The organism is uncultured Draconibacterium sp. (assembly GCF_913063105.1).
Lineage (GTDB): Bacteria > Bacteroidota > Bacteroidia > Bacteroidales > Prolixibacteraceae > Draconibacterium.
Genome location: NZ_CAJXYQ010000004.1, coordinates 171,922 through 188,974 on the forward strand (window position 1 = coordinate 171,922; position 17,053 = coordinate 188,974).

General features: G+C 42.8%; 15 protein-coding genes. All 15 read right to left on the reverse strand.

What is annotated here, in order from left to right; genetic code table 11:
* Nucleotides 1–5: 5 nt before the first annotated feature.
* A complete protein-coding gene (locus QZ574_RS05465) occupies nt 6–836 on the reverse strand; it encodes a prephenate dehydratase (RefSeq protein WP_297087604.1) in 831 nt (276 codons plus the stop codon).
* A gap of 172 nt (nt 837–1,008) precedes the next feature.
* Nucleotides 1,009–1,437, reverse strand: coding sequence for an ACT domain-containing protein (locus QZ574_RS05470; protein WP_297087606.1), 429 nt, complete (start codon nt 1,435–1,437; stop codon nt 1,009–1,011).
* 5 nt (nt 1,438–1,442) lie between these two features.
* Nucleotides 1,443–2,741, reverse strand: coding sequence for a phenylacetate--CoA ligase (locus QZ574_RS05475; protein WP_297087608.1), 1,299 nt, complete (start codon nt 2,739–2,741; stop codon nt 1,443–1,445).
* Between the two features lie 64 nt (nt 2,742–2,805).
* Nucleotides 2,806–3,237 carry a hypothetical protein gene (locus QZ574_RS05480; protein ID WP_297087611.1) on the reverse strand — a complete coding sequence of 144 codons (432 nt, stop codon included), beginning with the start codon at nt 3,235–3,237 and terminating at the stop codon, nt 2,806–2,808.
* Nucleotides 3,238–3,290: 53 nt separating this feature from the next.
* Nucleotides 3,291–4,844 carry a sodium:solute symporter family protein gene (locus tag QZ574_RS05485; protein ID WP_297087613.1) on the reverse strand — a complete coding sequence of 518 codons (1,554 nt, stop codon included), beginning with the start codon at nt 4,842–4,844 and terminating at the stop codon, nt 3,291–3,293.
* Nucleotides 4,845–4,923: 79 nt separating this feature from the next.
* The gene (locus QZ574_RS05490) at nt 4,924–6,510 is read right to left on the reverse strand and encodes a sodium:solute symporter family protein (protein WP_297087615.1); all 1,587 of its coding nucleotides are present in this window, start codon (nt 6,508–6,510) and stop codon (nt 4,924–4,926) included.
* Nucleotides 6,511–6,521: 11 nt separating this feature from the next.
* Entirely contained in the window at nt 6,522–6,701 is a 180-nt protein-coding gene (locus QZ574_RS05495) for a symporter small accessory protein (RefSeq protein ID WP_297087617.1), read from the reverse strand.
* Nucleotides 6,702–6,729: 28 nt separating this feature from the next.
* Nucleotides 6,730–7,164, reverse strand: a complete 435-nt coding sequence (locus QZ574_RS05500) for a hypothetical protein (protein ID WP_297087619.1) — start codon at nt 7,162–7,164, stop codon at nt 6,730–6,732.
* Between the two features lie 39 nt (nt 7,165–7,203).
* Nucleotides 7,204–8,520 (reverse strand): phenylacetate--CoA ligase, encoded by a 1,317-nt coding sequence (locus tag QZ574_RS05505; protein WP_297087621.1) that lies wholly within the window; start codon nt 8,518–8,520, stop codon nt 7,204–7,206.
* A gap of 3 nt (nt 8,521–8,523) precedes the next feature.
* A complete protein-coding gene (locus tag QZ574_RS05510) occupies nt 8,524–9,813 on the reverse strand; it encodes a hypothetical protein (RefSeq protein ID WP_297087623.1) in 1,290 nt (429 codons plus the stop codon).
* A gap of 368 nt (nt 9,814–10,181) precedes the next feature.
* Complete coding sequence (locus tag QZ574_RS05515; RefSeq protein ID WP_297087625.1) at nt 10,182–10,334, reverse strand: hypothetical protein; 153 nt, start codon at nt 10,332–10,334, stop codon at nt 10,182–10,184.
* A gap of 10 nt (nt 10,335–10,344) precedes the next feature.
* Entirely contained in the window at nt 10,345–10,839 is a 495-nt protein-coding gene (locus QZ574_RS05520; RefSeq protein WP_297087627.1) for a hypothetical protein, read from the reverse strand.
* A gap of 302 nt (nt 10,840–11,141) precedes the next feature.
* Nucleotides 11,142–14,177 (reverse strand): DUF5060 domain-containing protein, encoded by a 3,036-nt coding sequence (locus QZ574_RS05525; RefSeq protein ID WP_297087629.1) that lies wholly within the window; start codon nt 14,175–14,177, stop codon nt 11,142–11,144.
* Between the two features lie 15 nt (nt 14,178–14,192).
* Nucleotides 14,193–16,013 (reverse strand): DUF5060 domain-containing protein, encoded by a 1,821-nt coding sequence (locus QZ574_RS05530; RefSeq protein WP_297087631.1) that lies wholly within the window; start codon nt 16,011–16,013, stop codon nt 14,193–14,195.
* 37 nt (nt 16,014–16,050) lie between these two features.
* Nucleotides 16,051–17,019 carry a sugar phosphate isomerase/epimerase family protein gene (locus QZ574_RS05535; RefSeq protein WP_297087633.1) on the reverse strand — a complete coding sequence of 323 codons (969 nt, stop codon included), beginning with the start codon at nt 17,017–17,019 and terminating at the stop codon, nt 16,051–16,053.
* Nucleotides 17,020–17,053 lie beyond the last annotated feature (34 nt).

Genomic DNA, 17,053 nt, shown 5'->3' on the forward strand with positions numbered 1-17,053 from the left:
AGTTTTTACTGATTATGTAAATTCCCTTTTTGGTATTCTCCCAATATTGATAAACTCGATGCACTCTTTAATACCTGATGAATCGCTTTATCGTAATTTTCGCCTTTTTCCCATTCAATATCCACATGAAAAGTGTACTCATTGGGCTTTCCTATTTTTGGCACCGATTGAATTTTCGTCAGGTTAATTTCGTTTTCGGCAAAAGTATTTAGCACAGCCGCCAGAGCGCCATAAAAGTGCCCAACTTCGAAACACACAGAAGCTTTATTTGTTCCTTGTGTTGGATTACCATGTTTTGAAAGAATCCAAAAGCGGGTGTAATTTTTCTTGTTGGTTTCAATGCCGGTTTCCAATACCTGCAAATCGTACAGTTCAGCCGACCGCAAATTAGCGATTGACGCTGCATCTTTTAAGTTATTATCGGCCACCAGTTTCGATGATGCTGCCGTATCCAGCTTTTCATGTAATTGAGCATTGGGAAAATGATGTTCGATATATTCCATACATTGCCTTAAGGCAATCGGATGCGAATGAATATCCTTAATATCCTCTGGCTTAACACCTTCATTCACCAACAAATTCATCTGAATGTGTAAATAAATTTCACCGATTACCCGCAAATGATAATCGCGAATTAACTGATAATTATTGAGCAAACTGCCGGCAATAGAATTTTCGATTGCCATAACTGCAAAGTCCACCTCGTCATTATCCATTAATTCACATACGGTTTTAAAGGTCTTGCATTCAACCACCTCGATGTCATCTTCAAAATATCTCCTGGCCGCATCTTCATGAAAAGAGCCGGCTATTCCCTGTATTGCTATCCGTTTCATTTAAAATTTTTAAAGCGTATCAAATATACGAATTATGCGCTAAGTGAGCTGTTTCATTGGCAGATTGCGATTAAAATTAAAGTTTGTATTATGTGGCTGCAGTTTTTTTTATAAAAAAGGGCTGGAGCTTCGCAGAACACCAACCCTTTTTTTCTTCTATTTTTAAGCGCACCTAAAACTGGTAGAGTTCGTCGGCTTTTAGCAATTCGGTTTTATGTTTTTGAAGCATCTCGACGGCACGTTTTACGCGGGTTGGCCGAATAACTGTTACGGCTCCTTCATCTTGCATTGAGAAAGCATACATGTATTCAATAAATACTTCTTCCTGCTGCAAAATATCGAGCAACTTGCTTAAGCTTCCCGGCTTGTTGGGTGTTTTAGCCAAAACAACTTCGGTTGTTTGCACTGAAAAGTCGTTGTCTTTTAAAACCAGGCAAGCCTTATCCGGATCGGAAACAATCATGCGTAGAATTCCAAAATCAGAGGTATCAGCAATGGTAAATGCTGATATATTTATACCGGCCTCGCCCATAATTTTTGTTACATCGTTCAATCTTCCCGATTTATTTTCTAAAAAAACAGAAACTTGTTTTATGATCATGGTTCTCAGATTTTTCGGTTATCAATTACTCGTTTTGCTTTACCTGCTGTGCGCTCAATAGTTTTTGGTTCAACCAATTTAACATCAACAGAAATACCCAGCGTACTTTGAATATTATGCATAATTTTCTTTTTCAGTTTTTCGAGTTCGCGTATCTCATCCGAGAAGAATTGCTCCTGCACCTCCACCATCAGTTTTAGTACATCAAGCGTGCCTTCGCGCTCAACAATTAGCAGGTAGTGCGGTTCTGTTTCGCTCATTTCAAGCAGCACACTCTCAATTTGCGATGGGAAAACATTTACGCCCCTAATAATTAGCATGTCGTCGGATCTGCCGGTGCATTTTTCCATTCGCACCAGCGTACGGCCGCATTCGCACTTGTCGTATATTAAGCGGGTTAAATCGCGAGTACGGTAGCGGATAATAGGGATACCCTCTTTTGTTACTGTTGTAAATACCAACTCCCCTATTTCACCGGGCTCAACAGGCTGCAGTGTTTCCGGATGAATAATCTCCGGAATAAAATGATCTTCATTTACATGCATCCCAACCTGGTGTTCGCACTCGCACGATACGCCGGGTCCAATTACCTCGCTCAAACCGTAAATATCTATTGCCTTAAGTTTTAGTTTGGTCTCAATTTCTTTGCGCATGCTTTCGCTCCAGGGTTCGGCGCCAAAAATACCCACGCGCAGTTTCAATTCTTCAGGTGCGATGCCCATATCGGCCATCACTTCGGCTAAAAACAAGGCGTACGATGGCGTACAGGCAATTACCGATGAGCCGAAGTCTTGCATTAACTGAATTTGTTTTTGCGTGTTTCCTCCGGAAATTGGAATTACTGTTGCCCCCAGGTTTTCGGTACCGTAATGCATGCCCAAACCTCCGGTAAACAAGCCGTAACCGTAGGCTACCTGCACGATATCGTTTCGCGTAACTCCGGCCATACATAGCGTGCGGGTTACCACTTCGGCCCACATATTTAAATCGTTGCGGGTATAGCCCACCACGGTTGGTTTTCCGGTTGTTCCCGAACTGGCGTGTACTCTAACAATTTCGCTCATGGGTACAGTAAACATCCCGAAGGGGTAGTTATCGCGCAAATCGGTTTTATTGGTAAAAGGTAGGTTTTTCAGGTCTTCAATCGAACGTACATCACCGGGCAGCATTCCTATTTCCTGCATTTTGGCCCGGTAACTGGGTATGTTATGGTAAATACGCTGAACTGTTTGTTTTAAGCGCTCTCCCTGCAGGGCTGCCATTTCGTCTCGGGAGGCACATTCTATCTTTTCATTCCAAATCATAAATTTGTTGATCTTTGGTTTTTGTTTGTATTATCCGGGTTTTTCAATAAACTATTTTATGAGCTTATTTCCCGTAAACAATTTTATCATCTAATATTTTAACATGATTGATTTCCAATCTGCGCACTGCTTCAAGAATATCGGGAACTTCAAGCAGCAGAATTGCCTGGTTGCTTTGTGCAATCAAGCGGGTGTAAGCACTTTCAATATGTATTCCGGCCCGGGCAATTTTTATCAGCAACTCGTCCAGTCCCCCGGCTTCGTCTTTCATCTCCAGGGCAATTACTTCTTTCATTGCAACAGCATTGCCTTTATCCGACAATACTTTGTATGCCTTATCCGGCTGATCAACAAGAAGGCTTAATACTCCCCACCCATGCGACATATTATTTAATGTTAGCGAGCGGATATCAATTGCTTCTTTTTTCAGCAGTGCAGTTATTGCTTCAAAATGTGTGATTTTATTTTCAAGAAATACCGAAATCTCAAATGCCATAATTTTCGTTTTTTGGTTTATTTAAGCTATCGTGTAAATTTATAAGTATTCTTTTAAACATTCTCATTTTTTGTCAGCAATGTAACGGCCACCAAAACAATTATCGACACGGGCAATGCAAATACCAGAGGGTCTACAATCATCCATGGAAATTTGGCTATTAAAAAATCCTTTCCGAAGATGGCATTGCATATTCCCAGTGGCTCTGCCTCTTTTTGGTGCAAAAATGCCAGGGCAAAAGCGCTGCTTAAAAAACCTGCAAGCATGCTCCATTTCGCAGCGGTGCGTGTAACACTTTTCCAGTAAAGGGCGGCAATGTAAACCGGCAAAAAGGTGGCCGCACAAATTCCAAAGAAAATGGCCGTGCCACGCGCTACAATGCTACCGGGCAGCTGGTAACCAATAATTATGCTGATTAAGATGGCCACCACAATGCCGAGGCGGGTAATCAGCATTGTATTCCATTTTTTTGATGGACTGAGCTGTTCGACAAAATCGCGGCCAATGGAAGTTCCCATGGCATGAAATTGCGAACTCAGGGTTGACATTCCGGCCGATAACAAGGCCAGCATAAACAAGTAAACAAACCACTCGGGCATTGCAGAGTTAATAAATTCGGGAATAATTAAATCTATATTTCCTTTGGCAACTTCAATGGATAGCTGTCCTTTTTCGTTAAAAAAATACAGGTTCGAAAGTGCCCCTACCGTGTAGATAAAACCGGTAACCACAAAAATAAAAAGTCCTCCGGGAAGAATGGCCCGGTTTAACTCGCGATTGCTTTTAACGGTCATAAAACGCACAATTAGCTGTGGCTGCGCCAATACACCAATTCCTACACCCAAAATAATATTGGTAACCAACACCCACCACCAGGCCGAGTTCATTTTGGGGAAAGCCGTCCAACCCTCGTGTCCTTTGGCCTGTAAACTTTCCGGAACCAGGTTGGCCATATTGGTTAGCGCTTCGTGTGCCGACCCTACACCTCCCAGTTTCGAATAAGTTACTATCAGCAAGAAGAACATACTCATAAACATGATGGTTCCCTGAAGGGCATCAGTATACATAACTCCCTTTAGGCCACCGGCAATTACATAGGCTGCAATTATTACTGAGAAAAAGGTAAGGGCCACCGAAAAATCAATTTCAAAAATATTTTCGATAAAACGGGCGCCACCTATTAAAACCACAGCGGCATAAAGTGGCATGGCTACAAAAATCATTAATCCGCTAACCATTTGAATGGTTTTCGAATTAAATCGTTTACCCAGAAACTCTGGAAAAGTATGCGCATCGAGTTGGCGTCCCATCGACCGGGTTTTTCGGCCAAAGAAGATAAAGGCAATAAATACCCCTATCAGAATATTCAGAAAGGTAAGCCAAATAAGTCCCATACCATAAACAGCCGAAATCCCGCCAAAACCAATTATTGCCGAAGTTGAGATAAAAGTTGCTCCATACGACATGGCCATAACAAAGGGATGAATTTCGCGCCCTCCGAGCAAATAATCTTTTGCAGTTTTTGTTCCTTTGTAGCCCCGATAACCCAGGTATGCAATTACCAAAAGATAGGCTACCAGCACTATTCCGAGCGTAAAAGTATTCATAATAATAGCTTTATTGATAAAAAATGAAGACCTGAAAAATAACCATCGTCCAACGCTTCATTTTTACTTATGAGTTGATTTAATTGATTCCCTTGAAACACTTTGCCAGGTGCTCGTCGGATGTTTTTGGCGTGGCCAGCGATACTGCCACAAGCACAATTATAGAAATCGGCATGGCAATAATAATGGGGTCCATAATCATCCACGGAAATTTTGTGGCCAAGGTTGGCTGACCAAAAATAGCCTGACAAATACCAAGTGGTTCCGATTCTTTTACGTGCATAAAAGCCAGGGCAAAAACACTGGCCAGCAAACCCGACAGAATACTCCACATGGCAGCAGTTTTGCTTACTCGTTTCCAATACAACGATGCAAAATATACCGGTAAGAACGCCGCCGCACAAACACCAAAAAAGATGGCTGTTCCGCGTGCTACAATACTTCCGGGAAGCTGATATCCGATAAGAATACTTATTGCAATTCCTACAATTATACCGATACGCGTTACAAACATGGTATCGAATTTTTTATTCGGAAAGACATTTTCAAAGAAATCGCGTCCGAGCGAGGTACCCATGGCATGAAACTGCGAACTAAGCGTTGACATACCAGCCGAAAGTAGCGCCAGCATAAACAAATATACAAACCACTCGGGCATAGCAGCATTTATGTATTCCGGAATAATTAAATCCACATTTCCTTTAGCCACCTGAATAGCCAGCTGCCCCGATTCGTTGTAAAAAAACAGGTTGGTTAGTCCGCCTACGGTAAAAATAAATCCGGTAGCTACAAAAATAAATACGCCGCCAATCAGCACTGCGCGGTTTAACTCACGATTACTTTTTACGGTCATAAACCGAACCACCAGTTGGGGCTGTGCCAAAACACCAATTCCAACGCCCAGAATTATATTGGTTACCAGCACCCACCACCAGGCTGAATTCATTTTCGGAAAAGCCGTCCAGCCCTCGTGCCCCTTGGCTTGCAAACTCTCGGGAACCAGGTTGGCCATATTGGTTAAGGCCTCGTGGGCGGCCGATACTCCTCCAAGTTTTATATAGCTCACAATCAGCAAAAAGAAGAGGCTTAAAAACATAATTGTTCCCTGCAAGGCATCGGTATACATTACCCCCTTTAACCCGCCGGCAATTACATATGCTGCAATTATTAACGAGAAAAAGGTAAGCGCAATAGAGAAGTCGATTTCAAAAATACTTTCGATAAAGCGGGCGCCGCCAATTAAAACAACGGCAGCATAAAGTGGCATGGCTATAAAAATTACCGCACCACTGATAATTTGTATTTTTTTAGATTGAAAACGATTGCCCAAAAACTCGGGAAAGGTATGTGCATCGAGGTTGTGCCCCATTTTTCGGGTTATTCGGCCAAAAAAGATAAAGGCAATAAATACTCCCACAAAAATATTTAATACGGTAAGCCAAATAAGCCCCATACCATACACGCCTGCCACCCCGCCAAAACCAATAATTGCCGAGGTAGAAATAAAGGTTGCGCCGTACGACATGGCCATCACAAAAGGATGTATTTCGCGTCCGGCCAAAAGATAATCTTTTGCTGATTTGGTGGTTTTATACCCTTTGTAGCCGAGGTAACCAATAACCAACAAATAAATAACAACTACAAATCCAAGAGTAAAAGTATTCATATCGTAGGTTTTTAAATCTCACTTTGCATTTGTTCGTCTTTCTCCTCCCAATCCAAATCTTTTTGAATTTCTTCGGTATTGGTTTCCATTCCTTTGTTCCAGTTTTTTATGCCATAAACTATACAGGCAACTAAACTTAAAACAGCCAGCAAATAGCCGATATAAATTACAGGGTCATTAATTCCAAGCATAAGTTTTATTTTTATTGGTTTTTATTTTTTAGCTCTTTCCGTATACCGTTTGGTCGTCCAGTATTTTCACTCCTTGCTTGCTGAGTTTATCTATCGATTCCTGGTAGTCTTCTATATTCAGAATTAAAATTGCGGTTTGGGTTTCCTGAATAATCCGGCCAACGGCATTGTTAAAATTTACGCCTGCCTGCGCTACCTGCATGAGAAGGTCATCAAGTCCTCCGGCTTCATCGCGCATTTCGAGTGCAATTACCGGGCGCAAGGCAACTGAAATGCCTTTTGCTGATAATTTCTCGAATGCTTTTTGCGGTTCGTTAACAATCAGGTTTAAAATACCCCAGCCATTAGCGGTATCATTTATCGCCATCGATCGGATGTTAATTTGGGCTTCTTTCAGCACATGCGTAATCCGTTCGAAATGACCGATTTTATTCTCCAGAAATATTGATACTTCGTAAGCCATAGTTTTTAGTTTAAGTTTTAATTTCCTGCAGTAGCACAATTAGTTAAGCCCGTTTTTTCGGTTGTCTGTAACCCGAATGGCTTTCCCTTCTGATTTTGGAATAGAGCCCGCCTCAACAAGCTTAACAATAGGCTTCGCCAACACTTCGTCGCGTATCTGGTGCGTTATGGTTTTGCTCAGCTTATCAAGCCGCCTGATGTCTCCCTGAAACCAATCATTTCGCACCTCCACTTCAACAACCATTTCATCAACACCATTCATGGTTTCCAGTGTAATCATGTAATCCGAACCCACTTCCGGGATTTTCATCAACACCCCTTCAATTTGCATAGGAAATACATTACATCCTTTAATAATAAACATGTCATCGGTACGGCCAGTAATCCGGTCTATTCGGCGGTGAGTTCTGCCACATTCGCATTGGCCCGGCAGAATTCGGGTAATGTCGCGGGTACGGTAGCGGATAAGCGGCATGGCCTGACGGTCGAGCGTTGTCATTACCAACTCTCCGTATTCGCCATCGGGCACTGCCTGCAGTGTATCGGGATTTACAATTTCAACTACATAGGCATCTTCCCAGATGTGCAGACCATTCTGGTAGGTACACTCAAAGGCTACACCCGGGCCATTCATTTCCGACAAACCAAATGAGTTATAGGCTTTTACCCCAAACATCTCTTCAATTCGTTTGCGTTGTCCATCGGTATGTGGTTCGGCGCCAATTACCAGGGTTTTAAGCTGGGTATCTTTTTTCGGATCCAGTCCTTCAGCCTCAAAAACTTCGTACAAACGCCCCAGGTAACTGGGTATGGCATGAGCCGCCGTAGTACCATAATCGCGCATAAGTTTTATCTGGCGCAAACTGTTACCAGCACCTGCCGGAATACTTAAAGCCCCCAGGGTTTCAATTCCGTACTGAAATCCCAGGCCTCCGGTAAACAGGCCATAGCCACAAATATTCTGAAAAACATCGGTATCGCGCACTCCGGCGCAAAACAGCGAGCGAGCCATTAGGTTTGCCCACGAATTTAGATCGTGCCGGTTATGAAAAATTACAGTTGGATTTCCGGTGGTACCGCTTGAACTGTGCAGGCGGATAATATCCTTTTTCGGTAGGGTTAAAAAACCATACGGAAAATGATTGCGTAAATCCTGTTTGGTTGTAAATGGCAATTCTGCAATCTGGGCAATATCTGTGATTGCCCCGGGCTGAATATTTTTTTTACCAAAAAGCTTGCTGTAAAAGGATGAACGGCTTGCATTTGTAATTGTGGCATTTAACCGTTCAACCTGTAGTTTTTGCAGGTCTTTCTTCCCCAGCGTCTCAAACTCCTCCTGCCAGAAATGTTTCGTCATTGCCTAAAAGTTATAGGTCAGCATTAACAAAATACGATGATTGGTTGCTGTTACCGTATCATCATAAAGACCATCGGAGAAATCAAAAGTGCCTGTACCGTAATCCGCCGAATCGATTTCATATTCGGCTACAAAACGCAGGTTTTTATAGTTGTAGGCAAAGTACGGAGCCACACGATATACTTGTTTCATGGTAGGCATAAGTCCTTTTGTTTGGGCAGCTCCATCAAAATTATGAAGTGCATCTTTTGTTCCGAAATTGTTGGTCATTCCGGCAAAAAAGCCAAGCTGGTGTTTAGTTCCGTACACTACATTTACCAGGGTTGATGAAGTGGTATAATTGGTGTAGGTCATGGCTCCGGTGGCTGCATCGTATGATTTTACGCCATAGCCACCAATCATAAGCATATTGGTAAGGTTCTGCCCCACTAACTCTTTCAATAAAAAGAACCATTTGTCTTTTCGGTAACCAATGTACGACATCACCGCATAACTTGTATTCAGCTCATCGCTTTTATATTTACCGGCTGTTCCTTCGGTAACATCAATAGGCTTAATGGCATTAAACTGCCCGGCAAGTCCAAGGCTCATTCCATCGTTATTGTAGTATAATCCGGCAACCAGTTCAGGTATTCCGGCATTACGTTTTGCCAGGTTTTTATCGTTGGTGTCATCCACTTTATAAAATCCGGGCGATGTATATTGCTGCTCGTAAAGGGCCGTAAGCGAAAGTGTGGTTTTCGCTCCTAATTTGTAATCAAAATCAATTTGTGGCGAACGGTTAAAAGGATTGTACGGGCTACCGGTATTTAAACCACCCACCTGTGGAAAAAATGCGCCACTGCCATTCCACAGCGGGTGCCAGGTTTGCCCCACAAGCAGCGATGATTTTTCCCAATCGAATTTTACATAGGCTTTTCTTAAACGAAGTACTTCTGGGTATTCAGCAACAATACCGGCAAAGTCGGTTTCGAAATTGGCAGAGGTTTTTGCCCCCAGAATTTCAGGACCCGAAATATTAAAACCAAAACGCGTGGCCATGGCCGTGTAACCATGAATACCCTGTTTGTTAAGGTGTTCACCATCGGCATCAAGGCCTTTGTACAAGGGGAACAGGTAAAAATTATCCTGGGCGGCATTTAGTCCTTTGTACGTATCGTAGTAATACTCGCTGCGGATAAAACCGTAGAGCTGAATTGACGATTTTTTAGCTGATACTTTGTTGTTTTCCTGCGCTTTTCCGAAGATGGAAAGCAAACACAGTACAAAAATTAATGATAAATATTTTTTCATTGCGGAAATGATTAGTTGTTTTTTGTTGATTGAATATAATGATTAACCCGAAGCTCCGTATCAGGCCTTCGGGTACAAACAGAAGTAATCTAATAAGAAATAATATGTTGCTGTCTTAAACACGAGCATCAAAAATAACAATTTTGCAGGTGCACCCAAGAATGCAGTTACAATTTGCCCGAAAAACAAGCTTATTTATTTTGATTTCAAACTATACATAAATCCGGTTTCGCGATTCATCAAATTATTGAATAAACAATTCACCGAATTTTATGCAGTTGAGTAGGAGTGCTATGGCAGTAAAATACAACAAGTACATTGTTTGTGCGCCTGTCAATCTATTGCTTTTCAATTACTAACTTTCGAGGTTAAGGCAGGTACTCCGGATTTAATTGTTCAGGCACAGCAGCCCCGGTGAGTTTGCGCCACTTATCGAGCATGATTGTTAACTCCTGCACTTTGTCCGAATTATGGCTGGCAAGGTTATTTTTTTCGCCAACATCGTTTTTCAGGTTATACAATTCAATATCATTATTCTCGAAATATTGAATGAGTTTCCATTCGCCCAAACGAATTGCCGAGCCCGGCCGGGTTCTGAAAAGAGAATCTTGTGTGGTGGTGTCGTTTTTTACAAAAGCTTCCAGGCAGATAGGAAACGGACAGAAACAGGTCGTCGCACCAGGTTCCCAATCGGTGCTGTTCATCGCTGGCAACCAAGCAGTATTTACCATCGAGTTTTATAATGTGCGCACCGGAAGTGCCCACTTTATCCAGAACCGGGTACTCGCCCCATCCCTTTGGGGAGTAAATTTCAGGAATAACCTGGCGCGGACTTTCAGCCAATTCTTTTAAATCTTCTGATAACCGGGCAATTATGCCTCCGTTCCAACTCAGGAATACTTTGCCCAGCTCCTGCCAATCTTTTAAATCTTTCGATTTCCACAGGTAAATACCATCGTTTTCGAAATGGTTATTTTGTTCGCAATGGTTCCTGCTAAAAAGTACCAACCATTTGGAGCCACACAAACATGTGGATGCGTTAATCCTTCAACTAAAGGTGAAATTGTTTTTCATCGTAATCGGGATGTATTAAAAACTGGGCAGTAGACGTACAAATTAACCCCAAACCAAGAATGAAGATAATGAGCAGTTTTTGCTTCATCGTTATTAGTTCGAATAGTTATTTGTTTAGAAGCAAAACTATGGTATTTGCTGATTTTGTACTTTTCCTGGGGGACGCAAGTTTAACACATCTGTACAGGACGGCAAAAAAAAGAGGAGCAGTTATTAAACTACCCCTCAACTATTTACTAATTAAAAATATACCATTAATGCCTACGCAGAAGTATTACCCAGTCTTTATTTTCATCCGAAGGAGCACCCGCTAATTCGTGTTTGCTTCCGGCCGTAATTTTTTTGATTTTACCATATTGAAGTTTCCCTCCGTTCCGGGGATCAAACCATTGCAGCGTAAACTCTCCACTTATGTTTTCAAGGTTTAATGTTCCCTTTCCATTCCGAAGAAAAACAATGTACAATTCGCCTTCGCTGGCCAGGCAGTAATCACCCTCCGCAACCAGTTCGTCGTGGTTTTTGGTTGTTTCAACCGGTATGTTATTTCCCTCGAAGAAATCGCGAAGGTATTTGCACTGATTCCAGAATAAATCGCGGGAACGGTAATCCTGACATGTTAAGTCGGAATGGGCATGTTTGTAACCAAAGTACCATTCGGTTCCCCATCCTCCGGCCATAAAAGTGCCCCACAATCCGTTAATGCGTGCATTGTCGTGGCTTGGGTCTTCAGCATCAGGCACCAACGAATGTTGTGCATCTCCGGGCTCGTCGCAGGCAACCGCCCACTGTTTCCCTGCCTTTTCCGACTCGTTTAACCAATGCAGCACCTGGGCGTGCACACGGCTAAAATCGGCCTTGTTGGTTTGTAAGGAAATTCCTGAATAATGACTTTCGCTGCCTAAAATATCGTAAAACGGAACACCGTTATGAATAACCACATGATGATGATAAGGATCGTGCTCGTAAAAATATTCTGCAGCCGCCACGCGCTGCGCAGTTTCCATTGGTGGCGTTGGAGGATTTGCCCAGTCACCAATTTCCTCACCGATGTTCCAGTTAAGTGCCAAATGATGCCCAAAACGTGCCATTAGCTCTCGGTAGTATAATTTGGTTTTGGCGCCAATTGCCCCATTGTCCAACAGTCCCTGGTTTTCAAACTCAAGCGTTTTGAAATGCAAAAACATACCCAGTTTATCAGCATGTTCAAAAACCAGTTCCCACTGGTCGAGCTTCGAGCAATCAAAACGGTCGTAGGTATCATAATCAACATAAGGATATACATTTTGATCGTCGCCTGCAATGTTGTTGGTTAAAAACGAAAATACATTTAATCCTTTTGATGCCAGGTAGTTTACCGCCCCAACTATTGCTTTTCCTTTGTTGCCTTGCCAAACTGGATCGCCCTCTTTCCAATCTTTTTCGTGCGCGTCCCACGTTTTCATGAGGTTATCTTTATGGCCATCGCTTGCAGCATCGCCATCAAAATCAACATAAGCCAGAAAGTTTTCCGGGGCATCAGGCCCCACTTTAAACATTGGTTTGCCTGTTTCTGCATATTTCAGGTAGCGGGTTCCGTCGTACTGCAACCTGCCTTTTGCACGGTTATCGTTCCCGGTTTTATCCGACTCTGCAATGGTGAACTCTCCTTCCGAAGTATCCATAAATCCTCCGCTTTGGCCTTTGTCCTTTTTGTAGGCAATAGCGGCAAAGTTTCCTTTTCTGAAATCAACTTTATAGCTCCATTTTCCGGTTTTGGGAGGTGCAAAATGCACCCGCCATTTGTTACCTGCTTTTGCCGAAGTTTCAGCAGCATTACCGTCGGCGGCAAAATACCCCGGCACCTTGTATTCATCTCCTGATTCGGCATGTGTAAAAAGCACATTAAACCGATAGTTCACAAAAGGATTAAATTGGGCATCCTCCGCCGTTTCAGGGCCATCAAAAGTAAGCGTTACTTTGTGCCATTTTTTCAACTCGCCTGTAATTTCAGGAGTTACATTGGGCAGTTTACTATTTTTGTTTGCCATAGGCCCGGCATTACCAATTGATCCGGCATCGCCAATGGCAACCATTGCAGCCGCGCCCTGACCTACCGGAGCAAAAGCCACACCACTCCAACGGCCACGACTAAATTCCTGGCCATCGTTACTGCCAACTTCTGCAACAACGGTTATTTTATCTTCTTTTTTTAAGGCTATATTTCCAAACAGGCCCATGTACCGTGCTCCTTCTTCAAACGAGTTTTTACTTGGCGGAGCAGTAAAATTTCCTACTTCTTTATCGTTAACAAGAATGGTATAGGTAGAGTTACCATCGTTCTCGCCCACGGCTAAAAACAATATGTCTCTATTTCCTTCGGGGCCGTTGTACCTTACAGTTGACGTTGCTTTCTTGTGTTCTTCGGGGTTTACAGCCAGCCATTGTCCGTTTTTGTCGGAATAAAAATCAGTTCCTTCAAGTGGAAATGCTGATGCACGAATAAGTTTTACTCCTTTAACAGCTGTTTCAACCGCGTATAAAAATGATTTTTTTGAAACCGGGTTTTCGCTTACCTCCGGATAGGGTTCCGGTAGTTTTCCGGCAGCAATTTTAACAGCAGGGCCAATACCCTGAGGTATGTATTCTTTTTCATTGGTAAGCAAGAAGCGATCAAATTCAAAACCATCCTCACGCATGCTAAACATTATTTCGTGCTCACCAGCTTCGTCAATATCAAGGTAAATTTTGTAGGCCTCGCCGCAATGATTTTTTTCAGTTCGTTGTTTACTTTCCCAACGCCAGTTGTTTTTCCCCTCGCACCATTGCATCCTTTGGCCTGTTTCGGGCCATGTGCCGTTTATTCCTACATGAATCCCATTGTCTTCGCTACCCGAGCTATAGGCACGTACCCACACGTAATAACGCCCGGGGTTATTAATTTTTACTTTATAATGCAAAATTGCCATTTCGCCGGCTGTGTTACTAAAATTCTCGCCGGCAGTTAATTTGTCGCCGTGGGTAACACGGGTATCGGGCAAAATCTCAACATAGGCATTATTACCTGCATCTTTACAGTGCGAAGCATCCTCGTCGCGGCCAACTTTTGCCTGTTCGTTTTTCGAAGTCCGGTACCATTGTCTGACATCAGTTTTTGATTGCTTAAAATAATATTCAGCTTCAACGGCCATCATGCCCTTTTCTTCTTCGAAAACAACATTGTTTTCTACAATTGGATTTGAGAAGTTTTGAGCAAAACCTGAAAAAACCTGCCAACAAATACATGTCAGCAGTATTGTTAATTTTACTTTCATCTGTTTTTGTTTAGCTTATTTTTGAAGGTAAAGCAGCCAATCCTGTTCTGATGGGCATTGGAGCTTAATTTCTTCGTTTGCTGTACTTTCGGTTATTTGCAAGCTTGTTCCATTTCTTGGATTAAACCAGGTAGCAGTGTAACCTACATCGGGTAAGTTAATTTCGATATCCTCGCCGGTTTTACTGTAAACAAGGTACACCTGTCCGGTTTTTGCAAACACATAATCATTCTCGGTGGCGGTAAGTTCGTTGGCATTTACCATGGTTTCAACCGGAATTTCGTTATCGTTAAAGAAATCGAGCGCAATTTTACACTGGTCCCAAAACAGGTCGCGCGAACGCCACGATTCGCAGGTAAGGTCGGAATGCGGGTGTTTGTATCCGAAATACCATTCGGTGCCACAACCGCCTGCCATAAAAGTTCCCCACACCCCGTTAATTCGGGCGTCGTTATGTTCAGGGTCTTCTTCGTCGGTAATTAAGGCATGCGAGGCATCGCCCGGCTCGTCAACTGCAACTACCCATTTTTTTCCGGTTTCAGCTGATGCTTTCACCCATTTATTAACGGCACTGTGTACCAGTGAAAAGTCGGCTTTATTGGTTTGAACCGACAAGCCGGTAAGCGCTGAATTCTCACCAATTAGTGGCGCATAATATTTGTCGTGTTGATCGGGATAAGTATGCAAAACAACCAGACTTTTATAGGGATCATTGGCTTCAAAATAGCTGGCCATATCCTTCACCTGTTCAACGGTTTGTGTCATTTCTTCCCCCAGATTCCAGTTTAAAGCCAGGTGATGACCGTATCTTGCAATTAATTCGCGGTAGTACAATTTTCGCTCGGGTCCAACATCGCCACCATCCATTTTCTGGTCGTTTTCGTTTTCCTGTGTTTTAAAATGCAGAAACATCCCTTTCATTTCGCCATAGGCAAAAATTTGTTCCCACTGGTCCATTTTCGACACATCAAAACGATCGTGGATGGTAAGTTCTTCCCACTGTTTCGGATTCTTTTTAACGTTGGCAGCCTTCTCGTATTCTTCGTTGCTTACTTTCAGCAAATAAGGGTAAACATTGCGGTCGTCGCCATCGGTATTAAAAGTTAAAAACGAAAATGCGTTCATTCCTTTTCCGGACAGATAATTTATGGCACCCAAAATATTTTTTCCTTTTTGTTTTTCGGGTCCCCATAAAAATGCATCGGCATCGCTGTCGTAGTCAACGCCGTGCGCTTCCCATTTCTTCAATCGATCGCCAACATTGGGAGTGTTATCAATTTCGTAGTAAGCCAGAAAGTTTTCAGGAGCATCGGCTCCACATTTTAAAAAATACTGTCCGGTTTCAGCAAACTGCTGGTAATGCTCTCCCACATATTGTAATCGGCCATGTGCGCGCAAATCTCTTCCTGACTTGTCTGTTTTTTCAACGGTAAACGAACCTTTAGCGCCATCCATAAATCTGGCGCTTTCACCTTCGTCTTCGCTAACAGCAATTCCGGCACCTTTTTTAAACGAAACCTCGTAATTCCACTGCCCGGTTTTGTTGGGCGAAAAATGTACACGCCATTTGTTTCCTGCATCGGCCGAGGTAAAGGCCGCCTCACCATCGGCGGCAAAATAACCCGGAACCACAAACTGCTGTTCGTTTTGCGAGAAGGTAACTTCAAGGCGGTAGTCGGTAAACGGGTTTGGCGTTGCCGTTTCAGACGACTCAGGACCGTCAAAAGTTAAAGTAATTTTATGCCAGGTTTTTAATTCGCCTGTAATTTCTGGTTGAGTAGGCGAACACGAAAAAAGCACCAGCCCTGTCAATAAAATGATTAGAATTTGTTTCATGATTTATTAATTTTTACGATTTAGTTGTGGTCTTATTTTATATGCGGTAAATTTCCTTGTTTACCATTTTCATTAAACCGTTGTAATCTTCTGCTTTCATCATTTCGCTAATTTGTTCACGGTTTAGTTTTTTTGCCAACTGGTAAACACCTTGCGTTACTTCTGAATGACGATTGAAGAATTCGAGCACATCAAAGATACGTGGCGAGGCATCGGTGGTAAAATACTTGTTATAACCGTATTCCTGCGCCCAATACATTAGTTCAACGTAATGCAAAAAATGACGGCTTGCACCAATTAAATCCCAATCGGCTTTGGTGTCGTTATCGTTGGTGTGGATGTATGCATCAAAACCATTTTCGTAGATAAGCGACAGGGCCTGGGCAGGATTTTCCTGGCTTTGCAGCGAGTGTCCCATATCAAGCGTTATGCCTGTATTTTTGCATTGTACATCTTTTAACAACAGTACGCCTTTTGCAGTTGAGTCGATTTGACAATGCACACGTGTTTCGGAGAATTTGGGTTCGAGAAAAAGGGGCACTTCCGGCAAATAATCGGCAGCTTCGGCAAAGGTTTCCACCATAAAGTTCCAGGCTGTTTTATAGTTGATCTGGAAAAGCACATCGTATCCGTCGCTTAATGGGCAACAAGTTACATGTGGCGCACCCACAGCTTTCGCAAAGTCTTTGGCTTTTTTTATCATGGCCACCGCGCGGTCGCGTATTCCTTTATCGGGGCGCGAAAGGGCTCCGGGCACCCACTCGGCTTCTTTTTTAATGTTTACGTTAATGGCGGCAAATTCCAGTTTGTATTTATCCATTAATGCCTTGGTTGCCTCTGGTCCTTCATTTTCGTACGGAAAAACCATTTCAACTCCTGAAAAGCCTTCAATTTTCGATACAAATTCTAATTTTTGTTCGGTTGTAACCGGTGCCTGATATTCTGAGAAACGGTCCTGGGTTTTTCCCAAAAAACCGATTATAACTCCTTGTTTTATTTCTGACATATTTTTTAAATTGGTAGTTGGAGCCATGAGATGT